This is a genomic window from Bordetella genomosp. 11 (genome assembly GCF_002261215.1).
Taxonomy (GTDB): Bacteria; Pseudomonadota; Gammaproteobacteria; order Burkholderiales; family Burkholderiaceae_B; genus Bordetella_C.
Map to the genome: position 1 here is coordinate 3,225,063 of NZ_NEVS01000004.1, position 23,142 is coordinate 3,248,204.

General features: G+C 67.4%; 15 protein-coding genes. 11 read left to right on the top strand and 4 right to left on the bottom strand.

The genetic code is table 11. The features are described 5' to 3' along the window. Window positions 1-32: 32 nt before the first annotated feature. The 3 genes from CAL28_RS22165 to CAL28_RS22175 are packed head-to-tail and all read right to left on the bottom strand — an operon-like array spanning window position 33 to window position 9,206. A complete protein-coding gene (locus tag CAL28_RS22165) occupies window positions 33-6,854 on the bottom strand; it encodes an Ig-like domain-containing protein (RefSeq protein ID WP_094843345.1) in 6,822 nt (2,273 codons plus the stop codon). A 6-nt stretch (window positions 6,855-6,860) separates the two neighbouring features. Then, entirely contained in the window at window positions 6,861-7,661 is an 801-nt protein-coding gene (locus CAL28_RS22170; protein WP_094843346.1) for an efflux RND transporter periplasmic adaptor subunit, read from the bottom strand. A 12-nt stretch (window positions 7,662-7,673) separates the two neighbouring features. Then, window positions 7,674-9,206 carry a TolC family protein gene (locus tag CAL28_RS22175; RefSeq protein ID WP_094843347.1) on the bottom strand — a complete coding sequence of 511 codons (1,533 nt, stop codon included), beginning with the start codon at window positions 9,204-9,206 and terminating at the stop codon, window positions 7,674-7,676. A 257-nt stretch (window positions 9,207-9,463) separates the two neighbouring features. On the opposite strand from CAL28_RS22175, the gene CAL28_RS22180 reads away from it, so the two are divergent. The 9 genes from CAL28_RS22180 (at window position 9,464) to CAL28_RS22220 (ending at window position 19,098) form a co-directional block, all read left to right on the top strand. Beyond that, window positions 9,464-10,747 (top strand): amino acid deaminase, encoded by a 1,284-nt coding sequence (locus CAL28_RS22180; protein ID WP_094843348.1) that lies wholly within the window; start codon window positions 9,464-9,466, stop codon window positions 10,745-10,747. A 92-nt stretch (window positions 10,748-10,839) separates the two neighbouring features. Further along, on the top strand, window positions 10,840-12,396 hold the full coding sequence (locus tag CAL28_RS22185) for an ABC transporter substrate-binding protein (RefSeq protein WP_094843349.1): 1,557 nt from the start codon (window positions 10,840-10,842) through the stop codon (window positions 12,394-12,396). Between the two features lie 21 nt (window positions 12,397-12,417). Beyond that, window positions 12,418-13,359 carry an ABC transporter permease gene (locus tag CAL28_RS22190; protein WP_094843350.1) on the top strand — a complete coding sequence of 314 codons (942 nt, stop codon included), beginning with the start codon at window positions 12,418-12,420 and terminating at the stop codon, window positions 13,357-13,359. Further along, window positions 13,359-14,228: an ABC transporter permease gene (locus tag CAL28_RS22195; protein WP_094843351.1), complete on the top strand. Its 870-nt coding sequence runs from the start codon at window positions 13,359-13,361 to the stop codon at window positions 14,226-14,228. Before CAL28_RS22190 ends, CAL28_RS22195 begins: the two co-directional genes overlap by 1 nt. Window positions 14,229-14,231: 3 nt before the next feature. Next, window positions 14,232-15,239 (top strand): ABC transporter ATP-binding protein, encoded by a 1,008-nt coding sequence (locus CAL28_RS22200; protein ID WP_094843352.1) that lies wholly within the window; start codon window positions 14,232-14,234, stop codon window positions 15,237-15,239. After that, window positions 15,239-16,282, top strand: coding sequence for an ABC transporter ATP-binding protein (locus tag CAL28_RS22205; protein ID WP_440588411.1), 1,044 nt, complete (start codon window positions 15,239-15,241; stop codon window positions 16,280-16,282). The genes CAL28_RS22200 and CAL28_RS22205 overlap by 1 nt, the downstream gene beginning before the upstream one ends. A 31-nt stretch (window positions 16,283-16,313) precedes the next feature. After that, window positions 16,314-17,186, top strand: a complete 873-nt coding sequence (locus CAL28_RS22210) for a MurR/RpiR family transcriptional regulator (RefSeq protein ID WP_094843353.1) — start codon at window positions 16,314-16,316, stop codon at window positions 17,184-17,186. Window positions 17,187-17,190: 4 nt separating this feature from the next. Next, on the top strand, window positions 17,191-18,657 hold the full coding sequence (locus tag CAL28_RS22215; protein WP_094843354.1) for an N-acyl-D-amino-acid deacylase family protein: 1,467 nt from the start codon (window positions 17,191-17,193) through the stop codon (window positions 18,655-18,657). 18 nt (window positions 18,658-18,675) lie between these two features. Continuing rightward, window positions 18,676-19,098 (top strand): RidA family protein, encoded by a 423-nt coding sequence (locus CAL28_RS22220; RefSeq protein WP_094843355.1) that lies wholly within the window; start codon window positions 18,676-18,678, stop codon window positions 19,096-19,098. A 212-nt stretch (window positions 19,099-19,310) separates the two neighbouring features. On the opposite strand, the gene CAL28_RS22225 is transcribed toward CAL28_RS22220, so the two are convergent. Then, on the bottom strand, window positions 19,311-20,198 hold the full coding sequence (locus CAL28_RS22225; RefSeq protein ID WP_094843356.1) for a LysR family transcriptional regulator: 888 nt from the start codon (window positions 20,196-20,198) through the stop codon (window positions 19,311-19,313). A 120-nt stretch (window positions 20,199-20,318) separates the two neighbouring features. On the opposite strand from CAL28_RS22225, the gene CAL28_RS22230 reads away from it, so the two are divergent. Together CAL28_RS22230 and CAL28_RS22235 are read left to right on the top strand one after the other, a co-directional pair. Next, window positions 20,319-21,980 carry an acyl-CoA dehydrogenase family protein gene (locus CAL28_RS22230; RefSeq protein WP_094843357.1) on the top strand — a complete coding sequence of 554 codons (1,662 nt, stop codon included), beginning with the start codon at window positions 20,319-20,321 and terminating at the stop codon, window positions 21,978-21,980. A gap of 164 nt (window positions 21,981-22,144) precedes the next feature. Continuing rightward, entirely contained in the window at window positions 22,145-23,131 is a 987-nt protein-coding gene (locus CAL28_RS22235; protein ID WP_440588412.1) for a Bug family tripartite tricarboxylate transporter substrate binding protein, read from the top strand. The last annotated feature ends 11 nt before the right edge of the window (window positions 23,132-23,142 follow it).

Sequence of the window (23,142 nt, forward strand, 5' to 3'; positions counted from 1 at the left end):
CCGCAAGGAGGACGGGATGGGCGTCGCGATGGTCACGCGCCTGTCCCCGGCAGGGACCTGGCCAATGCAGCCAGGCGATCGATCACACCCGCACCGCCGCGCTGCTGCGCGGCCTGGTGTAGCTGCTCGCTCAGGCCCGCGCGGCCCTCGTGCCCGGACGGCACGGATGCTTGCCGCGCGCCCACCCGGACGTGGAACACCGTCGCTGCTTCGTTCCCCGCTCCATCCCGCGCAATCACGCGGATGGCGATGTCCCCGGACATACCGCTGGGCGCGTCGACGACGAACTTGCCGGCACGGCTGTCGAACCGCACCCAGGCCGGCAAGGGCCTGCCATCCTGCAGGCGGGCGGCAAGCTGTATCGCGGCATTGGGATCGGTATGGGCGAAGGCATCGGACGGAATACTGACTTCGATGCGGCCGGCCGGCGCCACGATCAGATCGCCCATGCCGCGGTTCAGCATCAGGCCTTGGTTTGCGGCCGATGACGGCATCACGACAACCCGGAAACTGCTGCCGTGGGTAAGGGATTCCCCGTCCGGACGACCCAGGTCGCGCAGGCCATCGCCGGGATAGGCGATGCCCGTGCCCGCAAACGAGGGGAAGACGGCGGCGCTCACATCCCCGGCCAGCCCCGCGGCCAGCAGCGACGATTGCAGGCGCGGCGGCAGGAATTCGATTGCGGACTCCTGCAGCGTTATGGCACCGGCCAATGGCCGATCCGCCGCGCGATCGTTGTCGAACGGCGTGGGTGACGCGGCGGAAAACATGGGCAGTGGCGGCCGGAGCGGCGGCGGTGGCGGGACGGCCTGCGCCGGTGTCGTCGGTGGTGCGGGGTCCGGTGGCTGCGGCGGCTGCGGCGGCGCTGCCAGGCTCAGTACGCCGCTCGCGCTGCTGGTATTGCCCGCGGCGTCGATAACCGTGGCCGTCACGCCATAGCTGGCACCGGCTGCCAGCGCGATGCTGCCACTGGCCGGCGTGGCCGACGCCAGGTCCAGGCTCCAGTGCCCACCGGCCGGCACGACGTGGTAAACCGCGCCGGCCACAGTGACCGTAAGCGATTCCCCGGCACCCAAGGAGGCATCGCCCACAAGGACCGGCGCCCCGCCGGCTCCTTGCACGGAAACCACCGTGGGCGCGGTCGGAGGCGTGGCGTCGACCTCGTACGCCTGGCCATGGACCGGCCCGGTATTGCCCGCGGCATCCACGACACGCAATTGCAGCGTGCCGCTGGCCGCCAGCGTAACGCCATCCCAAACCAACGCCGTACCGCTTACCTTGCCGGTGATGTCGATCCAGGTCGCGCCACCGTCCAGGGAACCGTAGGCCCGATCCCCGCTGTCCAGCGGATGGCTCAGCGTGGCCGTGATGGTCTGGCCGGCCACGGCGGTGATGAAATCGCTATGCGATGCGCCGGTATCGGCGGACAGTGCCAGGCCGCCGAAGACCGCCGATGGCGCCGTCGCGTCGATAACGATGGCCTTGTTCGCGCCCAGGGAGCCGGCGGCGCCCGGCGCGGCCAGGTCCAGGGTCGCGTTCTGCATCCCGGCCGACTGCTGTATCGCGCCGCCGTTCAATAGCAGCGCGCCAATGGCGGCGTAGTCCAGATCGGCGGTATCCTGCCCCGCGCCGATGGTATAGGTGAAGACGAGCGTGGTGCCGCCCGAACCGCTGGCGTAGCTGGCGATGCCGCCGTTGTTCAAGGACAACGTGGGCGTGCCGCCTGCCGTATCCACCGTAACGGCCCTGCTGAAGGTGACCGTGATGGCCACCGTATCGCCCACCTTGTACAGGCCATCGGGTGCCGTGGCCGTGACATCGGTTACGACGGCCCGCACGCCGTCCACATTGACCGTCGCCGTGCTGCCCACGTTGTTCAGGATGAGCGTGGCATCGTTGCCGGCGACATCCGTAAGCGCGCCGCCATCGGCGCTGAGGGCGCCCACGGTGATGCCATTGGCGTCCTGGTTGCCGCTCGCCACCGTATAGCGAAATACCAGATGGCTGGTTCCCGAACCCGACAGATAGGTCGCATAGACGGTGGTGGACCCAATGACCAGCGCGACACGCGGCGTGCCTCCGCTGGTGTCCACCCTTACCGACTCGGAAAAATTGACCGTGAAGTCGAGGCTCTGGTTGACGTAGTAAGTACCGTCGGCCGGCACGCTGACCGAGGTGACCGTCGGCGTGCCGGTATCGAGCACGTAGGCCTGTATATAAGCCGCTCCGGCATTTCCCGCGGCATCGACGACCCGGACCTGCAGCGTGTCGCTGCCGGCCAGCGTCGCGCCGTACGACCAGGCGCTGCCGCCGGTGGCGGCGACGGCGGCATGCCAGGTAGCGCCGTTGTCCAGCGAGACCTGCACGGTTTCGTCGCTGGCGAGGTTGGCGCTCAAGGTGCCGGAGACGGTTTGCGCGGCCTGGGAAACGACGAAGTCTCCGGCGGTGCCGGTGTCGTCGGAGAACGCGGCGGTCGCGACTGTCGTGGTCGGCGCCGTGGTATCGATTTGGACCGTCAGGCCGGAAGATGCGGTACCCGTATTGCCCGCCGCATCGGTCGCCCTGGCCGTGATCGTGTGCGAGCCTTGGCCCAGGGCCGTCGTGGTAATGGACCAAACGCCGCCTGTCGCGGTCGCCGTCCCGAGCACGGTCGTTCCGTCGGTGTCGTACAGCGTCACCGTCGAGCCGGATTCCGCCGTGCCGGTGAACATCGGCGTGGACGTGTTGGTGATGTTGTCGGAGCTGGAGGCGCCGTTATCGCTGGCGCTGGCCATGTCCGGCGTCGAGGGGGCGGCCGGCGCCCGCGTGTCGAATGCCAGCGAGGGCAAGACACCGCCGCCGCCGATATTGCCCGCGGCATCGGCATAGCTGCCCGCCGATACGCTGATGCTGGCACTGCCGCCGTCGACCCCCGCCGTGGGCGTGAAGATCGCCGTGCGGGTCAGGCCCGAACCGGAAAACGCGCTCAACGTACCGCCGCTGACCACGATATCGGCGGCGGTGAAGGTCGCGCCCGGATCTTCGCTGAAGGTGAAGGTGATGGTCGCCGTTTCGCCCACCTTAAGCGACGCGACATTGCTGCTAATGGCGACGGCGGGTGCGGCGGTGTCGATGACGACAGACAGTCCGGTCGATGCACTGCTGACGTTGCCGGCCGCATCGCTGGCCTTGGCCGTGAGCGTATGCGCGCCCGCGCTCAGCGTGGAGGTCGTGATGGACCAGTTGCCGCCTGTCGCGACGGCCGTCCCGAGCACGGTCGTCCCGTCGGTGTCGTACAGCGTTACCGTCGAGCCGGATTCCGCCGTGCCGGTGAACGTCGGCGTGGTGGTGTTGGTGATGTTGTCGGAGCTGGAGGTGCCGCTGTCGCTGCCGCCGGTCATGTCTGGCGCCGAGGGCGCGTTGGGCGCGGTGTGGTCCAACGTATAGGCCTGTCCCGAGTTATAGCCGCCCAGGATATCCGTCCCGCCGCCGTTCTGGATGCCGGTTCCGCCGCCATTCACGTCGAGCCGGATCGTGCCGTCGCCGGACAGCATCCCCACGACGACGGTATAGGTATCGCCGCTGCCCGTCACGCCCAGGATCTGGCCTGACGCCGTGCCGGTGGACGACAGGGCAAAGTCGCTCGCGTCGACCCCGGTTACCGCATCCGTGAACGTGACGGTGTAGCTGATGGAAGTGTCCGACGCGCCGACCGTGGCCGCAGCGCCTCCCGTGCGCACGACGGCGCTGACGGCGGGTGCATCCACCACGGTGATCGTGAAGCCGCTCAAGGCGATATTGCCCGCGGCATCGGTGGCGGCGACGAATATCTTGTAGGTGCCCGCGGACAGGGAAGCGCCCCCTACGCGCAAGGCATTGCCGACGATGGCGAAGCTGCCGTTGTCGGCATCGTTGGTGCCGTTGCCCACCTCCAGGCTGTAGGTCACCGCGAGCCCATCGGTGGCCGACAGCGTGGCGACGTCCGAACCGCTGGTCGTGTTCAGGCTGGCAAACGTCGTCGCGCTCAGGTTGGGCCCGGCGGGCGGCGTGGCATCGATGATAACGGTCAGCCCCGACGAGGCTGTCGAGGTATTGCCGGCTGCATCGACGGCCTTGGCCGTGACGACATGGTTTCCCGGCGCGAGCGGGGAGGCAGTGATCGACCAGGCGCCGCCGGCCGCCGTCGTGGTGCCTAGCACGGTCACGCCGTCCGTGTCGTACAGCGTCACGGTGCTGCCGGATTCCGCCGCCCCGGTGAAGGTGGGGGTCGCATCGTTGGTGATGTTGTCAGAGGACGATGCGCCGCTGTCGCTACCGAGCGTCATATCGGGCGTCGACGGCGTGGCGGGCGCCACGGTATCCAGCGTATACGCCTGGGCGGCGACGGTGCCGTCATTGCCGGCCGCATCCGTCACCTTGAGGCGGATCGCGTTGCTTCCCGACAGGACCACGCCATCCCACGCCAGCGACGTACCGGACACCTTGCTGGTGATGTCGGTCCAGGTGCCGCCGTTGTCCAGCGAACCGTAGACGACATCGCCCGCGCCCAGCGCAGCGCTCAAGGTGGCGCTGATGGTCTGGGCGGCGGCCCTGGTCAGGAAGTCGCTGTTGCTGGCGCCGGTATCGGCGGATAGCGACAGGCCACTGAACGTGACCGCCGGGCGGACGTTGTCCACCGTGGCATTGGTCGTATCCGCCGTCGTAACCGCGTTGCCCGCGTTATCGGTGACCGTAACCACGACATTGCGGTTGGACAGCCCGTCGATTGTGCCGCTGACGATGGTGTACGTCGCGGTCCAGACGCCGCCGGAGTTGGTGGCCGCGACGGCCGAACCGCCGCCGAATTGACTGAAATCGACGGTAACGGCGCTAAGGGTGTCGGCATTGTTATCGCCGCTGCCGGTATTGTTCCAGGTCGCCGTTACGGTATCGCCGATCTTGTAGCTGCCGCCGGGGCCGCTGCCGCCACTGATGGCGATGCGGCCGTCGGTGACCGTCGGCGCGATGCTGTCCACGGTGGCGTTGCTGGTATCGGCCGTGGTGCGGGAATTGCCGGCGTTATCGGTGACCGTGACCGAGACGTTGCGCGATGTGGCGTCGACAGCGCCGTTGGTGATCGTGTACGTGGCGGACCACACCCCCCCGGTATTGGTGGCCGTGACGGCCGAGCCGCCGCCGAACTGGCTGAAATCGAACGTGACGCCGCTGAGGGTGTCGGCATTGTTGTCGCCGCCGGCGGTATTGTTCCAGCTGGCCGTGACGGTATCGCCGATGCGATAGGTCCCGCCGGGACCACTGCCGCCGCTGATGCTGATCCGTGCATCGGTCACTATCGGGGCGACGATGTCCACGGACAAGTTGGTGGTATCGGCGCCGACAGCGGTACCGGCATCGTTGAACGGGCTGACCCGGACATTGCGGTTGCTGGCATCCACGGAGCCGGCCACGAGCGTATAGCTGGCCGTCCAGATCCCGCCCGAATTGGTCGCCGCGACAGCGGAGGGACCGCCGAACTGCGAGAAGTCCATCGTCACGCCGTTCAATTCGGCATTGTTGTCGCCGGTGGCGGTGTTGTCCCAGACCGCGGTGACGGTGTCGCCGATCCGATAGGCGCCGCCCGTCCCGGAACCGGTCGAAGTGATGGAGATATTCGCATCAGTGGCCCCCGGAAAAGCCGGGATGGCCTTGACGTTCAGGATATCGAAATTCTGGAACAGGCCGAAGTCATTCGAAGTCAGGACAACCTGCGTGACATGTTCGAGCTGCGTGCCGAAACCGGATAGCGTCTGCCAGGAATCACTGAGGGAATTCAAGGTAAAGCTGGCCGTGGCGCCGTTCGCGTACGTCACCCCGATCGTCAGGCTGCCGGAAGCGGTGCCGGCCTGGAAGGAGCCGATATCGAACTCGTAGCCCGGCTGGATCGAGATGGTCAGTTTGATATCGCTGCCCGTGACCGTTCCTGAATAGGCGTAGAGGCCGGCGCTGCCATAGGTCAAGTCGTCTATACCCAGGCCGTTCCCCGGATCGGTGCTACCGCTGAAGGTGACGGTCCTGCCGTCGATCGTCCTGGTAACCGTGGGCGACGAGTAATCCGCGTCGGCGTCGGTGAAATTCACGACGGTAAGCAGGCCCTGATAGCCCGCGATATCCAGGGCACGCGTATCGATCTTTCCCGCATGCGATTCGAGCGACCAATCGCCACCCTTGTCCGCCGCGCCGGTCGCGTCCGTCGACGCCGCGACATCGACGCCGGTGATGCGCGCCATATCCTCGATGAAGTGCTGGCCATCGCTGCCTGCCGCCACGTCGCAGCCATACAGCAGCAGATCTCCGCCGGCATTGAGCGCGCGGCCGATATCCGCCAGTTCCGCCTGTACCGTGGAAGAAGACAGCGACGCATCGGTCAACGCGTCCGTGCCCAGATTCAGCGTGCCTGCCGAACCGTGCGACAGGATATGGATGGCATCGTAGCCGCCGTGGCTTTGCGCCCAGCCGGCGATCTGCGCCAGGCCGCCCTGGTTGCCGTCGTATTCGACGATGGCAACGCCGTCACGCACGCCAGCCTCCAGCGTGCGGTAATCCGCCACCGAGGTGTCGACGAAAGCGACTTCCTTCCTGCCGCCATTGCGGCTGGCATCGGCTTCGCGCACCTGGTGCGCGGGCGCCGCGGCTTCCGCCGCCACCGCCGCGGCATGAGCGTCGGGTTTCGCCTGCGCGGCATGCTCGGCCGTCGCCACGGCCGCGCCGTCGAACATGAAGCGCTGCTCCAGCGACAGCAGGCGCGAGGCGCGCCGCAAGATGTGCCGCGAGGGAACGGAAGCTTCCGGCGCGCGCAACTGACGGATCAGGCGAAAGGGAAGGTGAAGGTCGTTCATGGTCGATTACGATCCGTTGGGCGGGGCCATCAGTACTTTGCCGCTCATACCCGCCATGAGTTCGCCGAAAGTGCCGTCTATAACCGCGGTCAGCTTGATGGACTGGCTTACCGGGTCCACCCGGGCGCCGATGCGCTGCACCTTGGCCGGATAGGTCTTGCCCGTTTCATCGATCGCCACCTGGAAGCGCTGGTCGGGCTTGAGCCAGACCAGCCATTTGCTCGGCACGATGAAGTCCAGTTCGAGCGCGGAATCGTCGAGTATCTCCAGCATGGGCTGGCCGGGCTGCACGTACTGCTGGGGGCGCACCCGCTGTTCCGCGACACGGCCGTCGAAGGGCGCGACGATGCGGCACTTGTCCAGCACGATGTCCGCCAGCGAGACCTCGGCGCGCGCCTTGCCGGCCTCGGCTTCCGAAACCTCCAGCTCGACCTTGCCCACCGAATTGAGTTGCGCAAGTCGCTTGTTCGCGGCATACGTATGTTCGGCGGCCGCCAGCGATGCCCGGGCCTTGCGGGATTGTGCCTGCTGCAAGGCACAGTCCAGCGAGACCAGCGTTTGACCCGCCTTGAAACGGCCGCCTTCCGGGACGTCGATACGGTTGATCTTGGCGCCGATCTCGGCGGAGATGGTGGTATAGCGGCGTGGCACGAGCTCCGCGCGGATGTCCTGCCTTTCTATCGCCGTCGACGTCGCCGCGGCCGGCATCGCGCCCTGGGCCGTCGCGCCGCCAGGCCCCAGCAGGAAGGCGATCAGCAGCGCCGCGCGCGGGCGGCCCACGCGACGGAAGAAGATCGTTTGGCGCATGCCATGTCTCCGTCAGCGCGCGGCGGCGGATGTCGCCCAGGCGCCCGCCGCGGACACCTGTTTCGTCAGCGCTTCCAGCGACAGATCGCCGACGCTGCCGATCGCGGGCTCCATGCCCAGTGTCGATTGCAGCCTGCCGCTGGCACTCTGCAACTGCGACAGCGACTGGTAGCGGCGCAGCAGGCTGACGATGGCAACGGTGTCATTGGAGACCTGCTCCAGCTTGCTCTGCGCCTGGGCGGCGGCGCGGTTTTTCACATACTCCGCGATCTGCGCGTCCGCCCGCCAGATCTCATCGGCGCGCGTGTACTGCTGCAGCGCCGACTCGTACTGCAAGCGCGACAGGTAAACCTTGGCCAGCACCGCCATCTGCGTGGCGATGCGCCGCTGGTCGGCCAGCTTCACACCCGCATCGGCCAGCTTCTTCTGCGAGGGCGCGGACAGCAGATTGAAGACATTCCAGGACAGTTGCAGACCGGTCTCGTTCCAGGTCTTGTTGATCAGATAGCTGTCCGTATCGTGCCGCACGCCGAAGTTGAAGGAAAGGTTCGGGAACAGCTTCAACAGGGTGCGCCAGGTCTCCTCGGCCGCGATGCGGCTGGCGTAGTGCTGTTCGCGGATGTCGGCATTCTGGCTCAGGGCCAGTTCCTCCATGCGCTTCACCGGCATATCGCGCAGCGCGGTGTCGACCGGCTCGCGCGGTTCCAGCACGCGGAAGTCCTGATCGAAGGGTGCGTTGATGAGTTGCGCGAGTTCGATATGGCCGGCGTCCAGCTCCATCTGGATGCTTTCCAGCAGATTGAGGTTTTCCAGCAGCTGGCGCTGATAGCGCAACGCATCGATCGGCGACCTCAGGCGCTCGGCCTCCGCCTTCTGGGCATCCTGCAATGCCTGTTCGGCCACGGCGATGGCCTGCCCTACCCGGTCGTGCAGCATCTGCGCGCTGACCGTGCGCCAAAAGGCGACCTGGACGTCCTGCACCAATACGTGCATGGCCTTGCGGCGGCGCTCCGCCGCGATCAGCACGCGGTCCGCCTGCTGTTTGGCCTCGATGTAGCCGAGACCGAAATCGAGCAGGTTCCACGTCAGGCCCAGGTCGTAGGTCTTGTGCGTGCGGGCGCTGGAAATGTAGGGATGGCTGAGCGACGGTTCGCCCGTGACCGAATCGACGCTGCGGGTGATCAGGTCATTGTTGCGATGGCTGTAGCCGGCCTGGGCCATCAGCTTGGGCAACATGTCCCAGCTCGCGGCGTCCAGCTGGTCCAGCGCGAGCGCCTCTTCCATCATCTTGACGCGGCGGTCCAGGTTGTACTTCAAGGCGCGCGCGATGGCCTCGTCCAGCGATAGCGGCCCCTGGATGGGCTCCACGTCCTGCCGCGCGGCAGCCTTGTCTTCGGCGGTGCCGCGCGCCAGTTCATCCGGCGTCAAAGGATGCAGGGCCACCGTACCGCAACCGGCCAGGGCCAGGGAAGCGACGAGCAGGACGAGATGCCGAAGGAACGAAGAAGGACGGCGCGGATAGAGGGTTATCTGGGTGTGGTCCATGGCGCTGCGAGCACTCGGAGCGCGGGCACACGGCCCAGGGGCCATCCTCTGTACTGCGCGCGGTTGTTACAAAACGTTTGGCTCGCATTCTAGGCGTCGGCGCGGGATCGAAAGCAGCGAGTAGGGTTGGTAATGCCCGCCAATCCTCGGAAGAGCCCGCATCTTCGGGTAAACCCCGGCTGGCGTCATGTAAATAATTTTCAGGATAATCGCAAAAAACGGATTTCCCGGTAAAAGTTTTCACGAGCGGTGGCGCCATGACCGATTCCCAGCCTTCCTATCCCGTCCTCGACCCCGTCGGAAAAGGTCTCGGTTCCCTTCCCGCCGGCTGTACGCCGGCCCAGGCCGCCAGCCTGGGCTGGAACCTGCTGGCCGAAGATGTCAGCCTGCCCGCGGCCGTCCTTTACGAGTCCCGTGTCCGCCACAACCTGGCGTGGATGCAGGAATTCATGCGCGCCTACAAGGTGCAGTTGGCGCCGCACGGCAAGACGACCATGAGCCCCGCCCTGTTCCATCGCCAGCTGCAACACGGCGCCTGGGGCATCACGCTGGCTACCGCGCCGCAGGTCCATGCGGCCTACCGGTACGGTGTGCGGCGCATCCTGATGGCCAACCAGCTGGTGGGCCGCGCCAACATGGCGCTGGTCGCCCGGATGCTGGAGGACCCGTCCTTCGAATTCTGCTGCCTGGTCGATGACCCGGCCAATATCGCGCGGTTGGGCGAATACTTCGCCGGACAGGGCCGCGTGCTGCGGGTGCTGGTCGAACTGGGCGTGCCCGGCGGCCGTACCGGTGTGCGCGACGACGCCGCGCTCCAGCGCGTGGCCGACGAAGTGGCACGCTGGCCGGACTCGCTGGCGCTGGCCGGCGTGGAGCTGTACGAAGGCGTGCTGTCCGACGAAAACAGCATCCGCGACTTCCTGCGCCGCGCGGTGTCCACCCTGCGCGGCCTGCAGGCGCAGGGCCGGCTGGCGGCGGGCACGGCGATCCTGACCGGTGCCGGGTCGGCGTGGTTCGACGTCGTGGCGCAGGAGTTCTCCGGCCTGGACATCGGCCGCCCGCTGGACATCGTGCTGCGGCCCGGCTGCTATCTCAGCCACGACGTGGGTATCTATCGCGGCGCCGCCGAACGCATCGGCCGCGACAACGACGTGGCCCGCGGCATGGCACCCGGCCTGATGCCGGCGTTGCAGGTCTGGGCCTATGTGCAATCGCTGCCCGAACCGGGCCGCGCCATCATCGGCATGGGCAAGCGCGACGCCGCCTTCGACGCGGGCCTGCCCGTGCCCGCGCGGCACTTCCGCCCGGGCGCCGCCCCGCGCGGCGGCCCGGCCCCCTCGCCGGCCCCGTCCGGCTGGGAAGTCACCGCGATGATGGACCAGCACGCCTTCATGCGCATCGCCGATGGCGACGACATCCAGGTCGGCGACATGATCGGCTTCGACATCTCCCATCCCTGCCTGACTTTCGACAAATGGAAGCAGGTCCTGCTGGTGGACGACGACTACCGCGTGGTGGATATCGCGCAAACCTTTTTCTGACCGCGCTGTCGGCGCCGTCGCCGCAACCGCTTTCCGATCTGGAATCTTCCGCCCGGCGGCACCGTCCGTCCTGACCTTCTGGAGCACACCCGATGAACGCATTGGTCTCCCGTCGCCGCGACGGGCTGAAAACCCTTCTGCTGGCGGCCGCGCTGGGCGTGGCCGCTTTGGCCGGTCCCGCACACGCGGCGCCCGTCAAGGGCGGCACGATCTCGGTAGCCACCATCGGCGAGCCGCCGACGCTGGACCCGATGGCCAGCACCGCCGACCTGGTCGGCATGATCAGCCAGCACATCTACGAAACGCTGTACACCTTCGACGCCAAGTGGAACCTGACGCCGCTGCTGGCGCAGGCGCTGCCCACCGTCAGTGCCGACGGCCTGACCGTGACCATCCCCCTGCGCACCGACGTCAGCTTCCATGACGGCAGCAAGATGACCGTGGACGACGTTATCGCGTCGCTGCAGCGCTGGACCACCACGGCCACGCGCGGCAAGCAGACCGCCCCGCTGATCAAGGCCATCGAAGCGGCCGACGACCACACCGTGCGCATCAGCCTGACGCAGCCCTATGCGCCGTTGACGGCCCTGCTGGCCATGAACAACGCCGCGGCGGTCATCATGCCCAAGAGCAAGATCGCGGCGACAATCACCGACTACATCGGTACCGGTCCCTATATGGTCAAGGCCCGCGTGCCCGATCAATACCTGCAACTGGTGCGCTTCCCGGGCTATAAGTCCCGCGCCGGCCAGCCCGACGGCTACGGTGGCGCGCGCGAGCAGAACCTGGACGAAATCCGCTTCGTGCCGGTGCCCAACGCGAATACGCGGCTGGAAAGCGCGGTGGCGGGCCAGTACGACTACGTCGATTCGATCGCCGTGGAATCCGCCAGCAAGCTGAAGTCGAGCAAGTCGCAGGCCGTCCTGCTCAAGCCTTTCGGCTGGCCCCGCCTGGTCCTGAATACCAAGCAGGGCATCATGTCCAACCTGAAGATGCGCCAGGCCGTGCAAATGGCGCTGAACGAAGAAGACATGCTGGCCGCCGCCTTCGGCAGCACGGATTACTACACGGTCGACGGCGCCATGTATCCCAAGGGCTACCCCTGGTACACCGATCGCGGTACCAAGGCCTACAACAAGGGCGATACCGAGGGCGCCAAGAAGCTGATCGCCGCCTCCGGCATTCCCGACCGCACCATCCGCATCCTGACCAGCCAGCAGTACGAATTCCACTACAAGATGGCCCTGGTCGCCGCCGAGTACCTGAAGCAGGCCGGCTTCAAGGTGGACATGCAGGTGGTCGACTGGGCCACGCTGACACAGCGCCGCCAGGATCCCGCCCTGTGGGACATCTTCATTACGCACAGCCCCTTCCTGCCGGAACCGGCGCTGATCGACTTCCCGTCCAAGAACTCACCGGGATGGTGGGACACGCCGCGCCGCAACCAGGTCCTGGACGCTTTCAACCGCGCCACGTCGCAGGAAGAACGCGTCAAGCTCTGGAGCGACGTTCAGCAGGCCATATTCGATGAAGTGCCCTTCATCAAGGTGGGCGACTTCAACGCGGTGGCGGCCAAGTCGCCCGCGCTGGAAGGCGTGACGCCGGCGCCCTGGCCGTACTTCTGGAATGCGTGGAAGGCGTCGAAGTAAGCGGCGCATCGAGGATTCCCTGTGTTGTCCTATCTATTCAACCGCCTGGTCGGCCTGGTCGCCGTCATGTTCCTGGTGGCCACGATCGTCTTCGTGATCATCCGGGTCACGCCCGGCGACCCGGCCGCGGTGATGCTCGGTCCCGAGGCCAGCCAGCAGGATATTTCGGCCCTGCGCGCGCGCCTGGGACTGGACCGGCCACTGCCCGTGCAATACGTGACGTGGCTGGGCCAGCTGGCGCGCGGCGACCTGGGCCAATCCATCTTTCTGAACAAGCCGGTGCTGTCGGCGCTGGCCGATCGCGCCGAGCCGACCTTCTGGCTGACGCTGATGTCGCTGCTGATCGCCACCGCCATCGCGCTGCCGGTAGGCATCCTGTCGGCGGTCAGGCGCGGCACCGCGCTGGACCAGTCCGTACTGAGTTTTTCCATGTTCACCTCCAGCGTGCCCAGCTTCTGGCTGGGATTGCTGCTGATGCAGGTCTTCGCGGTAAAGCTCGGCTGGCTGCCGGTGTCGGGCTATGGCGGGCCGGATGCCTCGTTCGGCACGCGGCTCAGCCATCTGATCCTGCCGGCCGTCGTGCTGGGCCTGGTCAATTCCGCGCTGATCACGCGCTTTATCCGCGCCAGCATGCTGGACGTGCTGCGCGACGACTATGTGCGCACGGCGCGCGCCAAGGGGCTGCCGGAACGCAAGGTGATCCTCAAGCATGCCGTGCGCAACGCGCTGATCCCCATCCTGACCGTCCTGGGCCTGACCACGGCCCTGCTGGTCAGCGGCGCGGTGGTTACCGAAACCGTATTCGGCCTGCCCGGCGTGGGCAGCCTGGTGGTGTCCGCGGTGCTGCGCCGGGACTATCCGGTGATCCAGGGCGCCCTGCTGGTCGTCGCGGCGATCTACGTACTGATCAACCTACTCATCGACCTGCTTTATCTGGCGGTCGACCCGCGGGTGCGCTACTGATGTCCATGGCCATTTCCTCGCAAGCCGGCGGCGAACGCTGGCAGGTGCTGCGCCTGCTGGTCGCGCGCAAGACCGTGCTGCTGAGCCTGATCGTCCTGATCGTGCTGGTGGGCGCCGCCCTGCTGGCGCCGCTGATCAGCCCCTACGATCCCTTCAAGCTGTCCATCGTGAACCGCCTGAAGCCGCCCGGCGCCGCGCACTGGTTCGGCACCGACGATTTCGGCCGCGACGTCTTCAGCCGCGTCATCTACGGCGGGCGCCTGTCGCTGACGGTGGGCTTTTCCGTGGTGGTGCTGTCCAGCATACTGGGAATCGTGCTGGGGCTGATTGCGGGTTTCTTCCGCCGCGCCGACAAATTCGTGTCGCGGCTGATCGACGCCATGATGGCCTTTCCGGACATTCTGCTGGCGATCTCGCTGGTGGCCGCGCTGGGCCCTTCGGTACTGAACGTCGTGATCGCGCTGGGCATCGTCTATACGCCGCGCCTGGCGCGCATCGTGCGCGCGTCCACGCTGGTGATCCGCGAACTGCCGTTCGTGGAGGCCGCGCGCGCGCTGGGCGTGCCGACCCGCCGCATCGTCGCCGTGCACGTGCTGCGCAACCTGGTTTCCCCCATCCTGGTGCAGGGCACGTTCATCTTCGCCTACGCCATCCTGGCCGAAGCGGGCCTGTCTTTCCTGGGCGTGGGCGTATCGCCTGATATCCCCACCTGGGGCACCATGATCAACGCGGGGCAGCAATACATGGGATCGGCGGACTGGATCATGATTTTTCCGGGCATCGCCATCGTGTTGTCGGTGCTGTCCCTGCAATTGGTGGGCGACGGGTTGCGCGACGTGCTGGACCCGCGCCTGCGCAAGGAGTTGTAAGCCATGACGGCAAGCACACGCGACGTCGTTCTTTCGGTGGAAGGACTCAAGACGTGGTTTCATAGCCGTGACGGCATCGCCAGATCGGTGGACGGCGTGACCTTCGACCTGGCGCGCGGCGAAACGCTGGCCATCGTCGGCGAATCCGGCTCCGGCAAATCGGTGACCAGCCTGTCCATCATGGGCCTGCTGCCCAAGCCGGCCGGGCGCATCGAGTCGGGCAGCATCCGCTTCCGCGGCCGCGACGGCGTGGAGCACGACCTGGCGAAGGCATCGGCGGCGCGCATGCGCGACATCCGCGGCAAGGAGATCGCCATGATCTTCCAGGAACCGATGACCAGCCTGAACCCGCTGTACACCGTGGGCGACCAGATCGCCGAAGCGGTGCTGCAGCATGAAGGCGGTACGCGCGCCGCCGCGCTGGACCGCGCGCGGGAAATGCTTGAACGCGTCGAGATCCCCGCCGCCGCGCGGCGCGTGCACGAGTATCCGCACCAGATGTCGGGTGGCATGCGCCAACGCGTGATGATCGCCCTGGCGCTGGCCTGCAACCCCTCCGTGCTGATCGCGGACGAACCCACGACCGCACTGGACGTGACGGTGCAGGCGCAGATCCTGGACCTGCTGCGCCGCCTGCAGGCCGAATCGGGCATGAGCATCCTGTTCATCACGCACAACCTGGGCGTGGTGGCGGAAATCGCCCACCGCGTGGCCGTCATGTATGCCGGCCGCGTCGTCGAGGATGCCGACGTCTACGACCTCTTCGAACGCCCCAGCCACCCCTACACGCGCGGCTTGCTCTCCTGCATTCCCACCGACGCCCTGCTCGCCAGCGGCGAACGGCTGCGGGCCATTCCGGGCAACGTGCCGAGCGTGCTGGACCTGCCGGCCGGCTGTACCTACGCGCCGCGTTGCGAGCTGGCTTCCGACGCCTGCACGCGGGCGGTACCCGACCTGACCGACGTGCGCGGAGGCCACCGCGCACGCTGCATCAAAGTGACTCCTGCCTGATGGACGCCATGACCGACGCCTCCGCCCATGCCAGCACCGCCGGAAACGGCCCGGCGGCCGATGCCGGCCCGCCCGGCGACGCCCGCCCCTTGCTGCGCGTGCAGGACCTGCGGGTGCATTTCCCCACCTCGTCGCGCCGCGGCGCGCCCGTCGTCAAGGCGGTCGACGGCGTCAGCTTCGACGTCGGGCGCAATTCGATCGTCGGCCTGGTCGGCGAATCCGGTTCGGGCAAGACCACGACCGGCCGCGCGCTGCTGCGCCTGCTACCCGCCACCGGCGGCCGCGTGCTGTTCGACGGCGCCGACCTGAGCCACCTGGACGAGGGCGCCATGCTGCCCTGGCGCCGCCGCATGCAGATCGTATTCCAGGACCCGTATGCCAGCCTGAATCCGCGCATGACCGTGTCCGAGATCCTGGGCGAGGCCCTGGACACGCACAAACTGGCGCGCGATCGCCGGCATGAACGCATCGCCGAATTGCTGACGCGCGTCGGGCTGAACGCCGACCACGCCAGGCGCTATCCGCACGAGTTTTCCGGCGGCCAGCGCCAGCGCATCGGCATCGCGCGCGCCCTGGCGGTCGAGCCGGACTTCATCGTCGCGGACGAACCCGTATCGGCCCTCGACGTCTCCGTGCAAGCCCAGGTGCTGAACCTGCTGCAGGACCTGCAGCGCGATCTTGGCCTGGCCATGCTGTTCGTTGCCCACGACCTGGCGGTGGTGAACTACCTCTGCGACGAAGTGGTCGTGCTGTACCTGGGCCGGGTCATGGAAAGCGGACCGACGCGCCGGGTGTATGCGGCTCCGCGGCACCCGTATACTCGCGCCCTGCTGTCGGCGGCGCCGGTGCCCGACCCGCGCGCGCCGCGCAACCGCATCCTGTTGAAAGGCGATATCCCCAGCCCCGTGGATCCGCCTTCGGGCTGCGTGTTCCGCACGCGCTGCCCGCACGCGATCGACGCCTGCGCCCAAACCGTACCGCAGCCCGAAGCGGTGGGCGGCGGCCAGATGGTGGCCTGCCTGCGCGCCGCCGAACTGGCCTGAAGGCCAGCCCCCGTTGCCACGAAGAACCGCCATGACCCAGATCCGCGACATCGTCTACCAGATCCGCAGCTGCCGCGATACGCTCAGCGCGACCGAACGCAAAGTCGCCGACGCCATCCTGGACGACATCGCGATGGCGGCCGGCGCCACGGTGGACCAGCTGGCCGGCAAGGCCGGCGTCAGCATCGCCACGATCTCCCGCTTCGCGCGTTCGGTGGGCTGCGACGATACGCGCGACCTGAAGATGAAACTGGCCCAGGCCAGCGCCGTGGGCACGCGCTTTCTCGACCGCAGCGTACCGGCGGAGGAAAGCACCTTCTACGCGCGCATCTACGCGGATATCGAAAGCACGCTGCGCGCGCATCTGCCGCTTTACACGGAAACCCTGTTCGAGGACGCGATGGAGATCGTGCGCGGCGCGCGCATGACCTATGTATTCGGCATGGGGGGCGCGTCCGCGGTACTGGCGCAGGAAATGCAGTCGCGCCTGGTCCGCCTGGGCTATCCCGTGGCGGCCTACAGCGACGCCGTACTGCTGCGCATGGTCGCCGCCACCCTGGACGAGCGCGACGCGGTGATCATGCTGTCGGCCTCCGGGTTGACCCCGGAAATGCTGTCCGGCGCGCGCATCGTCAAGCAATACCGCGCGCGCATCGTGGCGCTGACGGACGCCACCGCGCCGCTGGCGCAACTGGCCGATGTGGTCATCCCCGTGCGCACCGACGAAACCGACTTCATCTACAAGCCATCGTCGTCGCGCTACGCGATGATGCTGGCCATCGACCTGCTGGCCACCGAACTGGCCATGGCGCGGCAAGAGGAAACCCGCGACCGCCTGCGCCGCATCAAGCTGGCGCTGGACGAATACCGCGGCGGGCCCAACCGCCTGCCGCTTGGAGATTGACACGATGTACGACACCCTGATCGGCTCCGTCCGCGTGCTGGACGGCAGCGGGGCGGCCGAATTCCAGGCCAATGTGGCATTGCGCGAAGGCCGCATCGCGGCGATAGGCGTAGCCGACGACGTGCCGGCACGGGCCCGGATCGACGGACGCCGCCGCGTACTGGCGCCCGGCTTCATCGACGTGCACACGCACGACGACACCAACGTCATCCGCACCCCCGATATGCTGCCCAAGCTTTCGCAGGGCGTGACGACCGTGGTGGTGGGCAATTGCGGCATCAGCGCATCGCCGGTGCGGCTGCGCGGCGAAGTGCCGGACCCGATGAACCTGCTGGGCCGCGAGGACGACTTCCGATACCCCACGTTCGCCGACTATACGGCCGCGGTCGACCGCGCCGGGCCCGCCGTCAATGTGGCCGCCCTGATCGGCCATACCGCCCTGCGCAACAACCACATGGACCGCCTGGACCGCGTCGCCACGCCGGCCGAGATCGAGGCGATGCGCGAGCAGCTGCGCGATGCCCTGGCCCACGGCGCCATCGGACTGAGCACGGGGCTGGCCTACGCCTCCGCCTTCAGCGCCAGCACCGACGAAGTCAAGGCGCTGGCGGAAGTGCTGGACGAGTTCGGCGCCCTGTACACCACGCACCTGCGATCGGAATTCGCCGAGATCATCGAGGCCATGCACGAGGCCTACGACGTCGCGCGCCATGCTCGCGTGCCGCTGGTCATCTCGCACCTGAAATGCGCCGGCGCCGGCAACTGGGGGCGCACCACCGAAGTCCTGGCCAGCCTGGAAGGCGCGGGCCGGATGCAGCACGTCGGTTGCGACTGCTACCCCTATTCCGCCAGCTCTTCCACACTGGACCTGAAGCAGGTCACCGACGACTTCGACATCGATATCACCTGGTCCACTCCGCATCCCGAACAGGCCGGGCGCAAGCTGGCCGATATCGCGCGCGACTGGGATGTACCGCTGATGGATGCCGCCCGCCGGCTACAGCCCGCCGGCGCGGTGTATCACGGCATGCGCGAGGACGACGTGCGCCGCGTGCTGGCCCACAAGCTGACGATGATCGGCTCGGATGGCCTGCCCAACGACCCGCATCCGCATCCCCGCCTGTGGGGCGCATTCCCGCGCGTGCTGGGCCATTACAGCCGCGACGTCGGCCTGTTTCCGCTGGCCGAGGCCGTGCACAAGATGACCGGGCTGTCGGCCGCGCGCTTCGGCCTGCGCGATCGCGGTTTGATCCGCGAAGGCAACTGGGCGGACCTGGTGTTGTTCGATCCGGAAACGGTCATGGACCGCGCCACCTTCGATGCGCCGATGCAGGCCTGCGCCGGCATCGACGCGGTATGGGTCAACGGCGCGCTGTCCTACTGGCACGGCGCCGCGACCGGCGACCGCGCCGGCCGCTGGCTGCCGCGGCAGGGCGACCTGCGCGGCGGCTACACCCTGTTCAATCACTGAACCATCGAGGAAGCTTCCATGAGCGATACCCCCAAACCCGACGCCAACGGCATCACCCGCTACGGCGCGGCCGGCAGCACCGGCGGTGGCGGCACCCATATGCCATTCTCCAGCGCCGTGGCAGCCGACGGCTGGCTGTATGTGTCCGGCCAGGTCCCCATGGACGATGGCGAGGTCACCGAGGGCGGCATCGTGCCGCAGGCGCACAAGGCGATCCAGCAGCTCCTGGCCATCCTGGCCGAAGCCGGCTATGGCCCCGAACACATCGTGCGCTGCGGCGTATGGCTGGCCGACGCACGCGACTTCGCGTCCTTCAACAAAGTGTTCAAGTCCTACTTCGGCGCGAACCCGCCCGCCCGCGCCTGCGTGGAAACGCGCCTGGTGGTCGATGCGAAAGTCGAGATCGACTGCGTGGCGTATAGAACCCCCCCGAAGCGCTGAGCGCTTCCCCCCCAGGGGGGCGACGCTGGAGGACCGGCGGAGCCGGATCCTCGGCGTCCCGGGTCGGCTGCACCTGTTTTTTGCGTGGGGTAGAGCCACCCTCGAGGCGCTACGCGCTTCCCCCAGGGGGGCGACGGTGGAGGACCGGCGGAGCCGGATCCTCGGCGTCCCGGATCGGCTGCAACTCTTTCATGCGGCGCGGGTGGCGGCGGTCAGGCTTGGGTGGGCGTTTCGCCGAATTCGTCCAGCAGCCGGCCGATCAGGGGGTTGCGGGCGTCGCGCCGGCTGACGCCATAGGCGTCGGAGCGGGCGCGCGCGCCCGCCAGCGGACGGAACACCGCGCCCCGCAGGGCCGAGTGCCGCAGCGCCTGCGGCACCAGCGCCACGCCCAGCCCCTGCGACACCAGCGACACCACGGCCAGCCAGTGGCGCGCCTCGTGCCTGACCTGCGGACGGAATCCCGCCTCGGCGCAGATCGACAGGATGCGGTCGTGGTAATCCGGCGATACGCCCTGGCTGAACAGCACCAGGTGCTGGTCACGCAGATCGGCCGGGCGCACGCTGGCCTTGCGCGCCAGCGGATGCCGCGTCGGCAGGCAGCATACGAAGGGCTCCGATACCAGCAGGCGGCTTTCCAGTTCCTCCGGCATGCGGCTGGTATGCACGAAACCCAGGTCCAGCCCGTTGTGCATCAGCTCGGTGATCTGCTCGCCAGAGTTCATTTCCGTCAGCTTGATGCGCACGCCCGGATAGCGCGCCTGGAATCCGCGCAGGGCCTGCGGCAGGCCGCGATACAGCATGGCACCGACAAAGCCGATACGCAGATTGCCGATCAGGCCCGCCGCCGCATCGCGCGCCTCCAGCGCCGCCTCTTCCGCCTGCGCCAGGATCTTGCGCGCCGACACGCGCATGGCCTGCCCCGCCGCCGTCAACCGGACCTCCTTGCTATTGCGTTCGAACAGGCGCGCGCCGACGCTGTCCTCCAGCTGGCGTATCGCCACGGACAAAGGCGGCTGTGAAATCGCCAGCCGTGCCGCGGCACGGCCGAAGTGCAGCTCTTCGGCCAGCACGGAGAAGTAGCGGAGGTGACGCAGTTCCATGGCGACGGGAGCCCGTGCGACGATATACAGATCGGATCGTACAAGACATATTCAATATTGGATACCTATCGGCGGCAGACCTAGAATCGGCGCCATAAACCCATACAAGGAGACACCGGCATGCAGGCAGCCGCCCCTCATCCCGTACCGGACCGCCGCGGCGAGAATTTCTACGCCTGCGACGACCAGCTCCAGGCCCTGCTGCCGCTGTACCTCGCGCCGGACGTGCTGGGACACATGACGCCGCACTTCACCCGCCTGGGCGAACTGGCCGGGGGACGGCTGGACGATCTGGCGGGGATCGCCGACCGCAATCCTCCCACCCTGCAAATGCGCAGCCGCAGCGGGCTGGATGAACAGCGCGTGCTGAAGCACCCCGCCTATGTCGAAATGGAGCGGCTGGCGCTGAGCGAGTTCGGCCTGGGCGCGATGTCGCACCGGACCGAAACGCTGGGCTGGCACGGCCCCATGCCGCCCATCGTCAAATACGTGCTGACCTACCTCTTCGTGCAATCCGAATTCGGCCTGTGCTGCCCGGTTTCCATGACGGATTCGCTGACGCGCACGCTGCGCAAGTTCGGCGATCCCGAACTGGTACGGCGCTACCTGCCCCGCCTGACTTCGCTGGATTTCGACGAACTGGCGCAAGGCGCGATGTTCATGACGGAGCAGGCCGCCGGCTCCGATATCGCGGCCACGGCCACATCGGCGCGGCGCGACGAGAACGGCGACTGGCGGCTACATGGCGACAAGTGGTTCTGCTCCAATCCCGATGCGGACCTGGCGATGGTATTGGCGCGCCCCGATGGCGCGCCGGACGGCCTGAAGGGCGTTTCGCTGTTCCTGTTGCCTCGCCGCCTGCCGGACGGCAGCGCCAATCGCTACCGCATCATCCGCCTGAAGGACAAGCTGGGCACGCGCTCGATGGCCAGCGGCGAAATCCGCCTGGAAGGCGCGGTCGCCTACCTGGTCGGCGAGCCGGGACGCGGCTTCGTGCAGATGGCCGACATGGTGAACAACTCCCGGCTGTCCAACGGCGTGCGGGCGGCGGGCCTGATGCGCCGCGCGGTGGCCGAGGCGGAATTCGTGGCGCGCGAACGCCGCGCCTTCGGCCGTCCCTTGCAAGATATGCCTTTGATGCGGCGCCAATTGGACAAGCTGCGCGTGCCGGCCGAACAGGCGCGCACCATGGTGTTCCAGACGGCGCGGGCCTTGGCCAGTTCGGATGCCGGAGAGCCGGATGCCTATGCCCTGCTGCGCATCCTGACACCCTTGATCAAGTTCCGCGCCTGCCGCGATGCCCGCAAGGTGACGGGCGACGCGATGGAGGTGCGCGGCGGCTGCGGCTATATCGAGGAATGGAGCGACCCGCGCCTGCTGCGCGATGCGCACCTGGGCTCGATCTGGGAAGGCACCAGCAATATCGTTGCGCTGGACGTGATACGCGCCATCAAGCGGGAAAACTCGCTGCCCGTATTGAAGGCGCACAATCTTGCGCTGCTCGACGGGACGGACCTGGCGCCGGACTATGCCCAGGCGCTGCGCCTGGCGCTGGAGGGCGCCTGCATGCTGGCGCAAGCCGCCGCGCGCGACGGCGGCGAAGTGCTGGCGCGCCAGGCTGCCTCGGCGCTGTATCACTGCACCAGCGCCATCGCGATGAGCTGGGAAGCGGTGTCGACCGGATCGGCCGACCGCCTGCGCTGGGCGCAACTGGCCCTGCGGCATCGCGTACTGCCCAGGGACCCGCTGGCCACCGGGGAGCTGCCGGAGTCATGGCGCTGAGCGCGCCCGGGGTATCCGCAGCATCCGCCACATCGCTGTATCGCTCTATCGCTGTATCGCTGTATTGCTCTATCGCCCTACCCGCCGCATCCGATGTATCCGCGGCCCCTGCTGTACCCCGTCATGGCATGACGGCATGACTACAACAACACCGGAGACAAACCGTGCACAAGCGCACTTTCCTGACCCTGCTGTCCACGGCCTGCGCCGCGCTGGCTACCGTTGGCGCCGCGCCTGTCCAGGCCGACACCTTCCCGTCCAAGCCCTTGACGCTGGTCATTCCCTATCCCCCCGGCGGCCCCACCGACGCCATGGGCCGCACCCTGGCCACCGAGATTTCCCACTACCTGCCGCAGCCCATGATCGTGGAGAATCGTGCCGGAGCCAACGGCAACATCGGGGCCGAATACGTGGCACGCGCACAGCCCGACGGCTATACGCTGATGTTCGGCACGTCCGGACCGCTGGCCATCAATTCCAGCCTGTATAGCCAGATCAACTACGATCCCGTCAAGAGCTACGCGCCCGTGATCTACGTGGGCTACCTGCCCAACATCCTGGTGGTGAATCCCAGCATCCCCGCCAAGACCGTGCCGGAACTCGTCGCCTATTCCAAGACCCATCCCGGCAAGCTGGCATTCGCGTCGTCGGGCACCGGCGCGTCCTCCCATCTGGCGGGCGTGATGTTCAATGCCCTGGCCGGCACGGACTTCCTGCACATTCCCTACAAGGGCACCGGCCCGGCGCTGAACGACCTGCTGGGCGACCACGTGGCCATGAGCTTTACCGATGTGCTGACCGCCAAGCCCTTCATCGAATCCGGCAAGCTGCGCGCCCTGGGCGTCACCACGGCCAGGCGCTCGCGCGCGCTGCCCGATGTGCCCACCGTCGCCGAACAAGGCTATCCCGGCTACGACGTCAGCGTCTTCTTCGGCATCGTCGCGCCCGCCGGTACGCCGCCGGACCGCATCGCCACCCTCAACAAGGCCTTCGTCCAGGCTTTGAATTCCGACAAGGTCAAGGCGCTGTTCGCCTCGCAAGGCCTGGAAACCGCGCCCGACCATACGCCGCAGGCATTGGGCGCGTTCATCGCGGAAGAAAAAGCCAAGTGGGCCAAGGTCATCAAGTCGTCCGGCATCCCGCTGAACTGATACGGCCAACC

Coding starts and splice junctions, on each gene's coding strand:
- CAL28_RS22165 (WP_094843345.1), bottom strand. CDS start 6,854: ATGAACGACCTTCACCTTCCCTTTCGCCTGATCCGTCAGTTGCGCGCG.
- CAL28_RS22170 (WP_094843346.1), bottom strand. CDS start 7,661: ATGCGCCAAACGATCTTCTTCCGTCGCGTGGGCCGCCCGCGCGCGGCG.
- CAL28_RS22175 (WP_094843347.1), bottom strand. CDS start 9,206: ATGGACCACACCCAGATAACCCTCTATCCGCGCCGTCCTTCTTCGTTC.
- CAL28_RS22180 (WP_094843348.1), top strand. CDS start 9,464: ATGACCGATTCCCAGCCTTCCTATCCCGTCCTCGACCCCGTCGGAAAA.
- CAL28_RS22185 (WP_094843349.1), top strand. CDS start 10,840: ATGAACGCATTGGTCTCCCGTCGCCGCGACGGGCTGAAAACCCTTCTG.
- CAL28_RS22195 (WP_094843351.1), top strand. CDS start 13,359: ATGTCCATGGCCATTTCCTCGCAAGCCGGCGGCGAACGCTGGCAGGTG.
- CAL28_RS22200 (WP_094843352.1), top strand. CDS start 14,232: ATGACGGCAAGCACACGCGACGTCGTTCTTTCGGTGGAAGGACTCAAG.
- CAL28_RS22205 (WP_440588411.1), top strand. CDS start 15,239: ATGGACGCCATGACCGACGCCTCCGCCCATGCCAGCACCGCCGGAAAC.
- CAL28_RS22210 (WP_094843353.1), top strand. CDS start 16,314: ATGACCCAGATCCGCGACATCGTCTACCAGATCCGCAGCTGCCGCGAT.
- CAL28_RS22215 (WP_094843354.1), top strand. CDS start 17,191: ATGTACGACACCCTGATCGGCTCCGTCCGCGTGCTGGACGGCAGCGGG.
- CAL28_RS22220 (WP_094843355.1), top strand. CDS start 18,676: ATGAGCGATACCCCCAAACCCGACGCCAACGGCATCACCCGCTACGGC.
- CAL28_RS22225 (WP_094843356.1), bottom strand. CDS start 20,198: ATGGAACTGCGTCACCTCCGCTACTTCTCCGTGCTGGCCGAAGAGCTG.
- CAL28_RS22230 (WP_094843357.1), top strand. CDS start 20,319: ATGCAGGCAGCCGCCCCTCATCCCGTACCGGACCGCCGCGGCGAGAAT.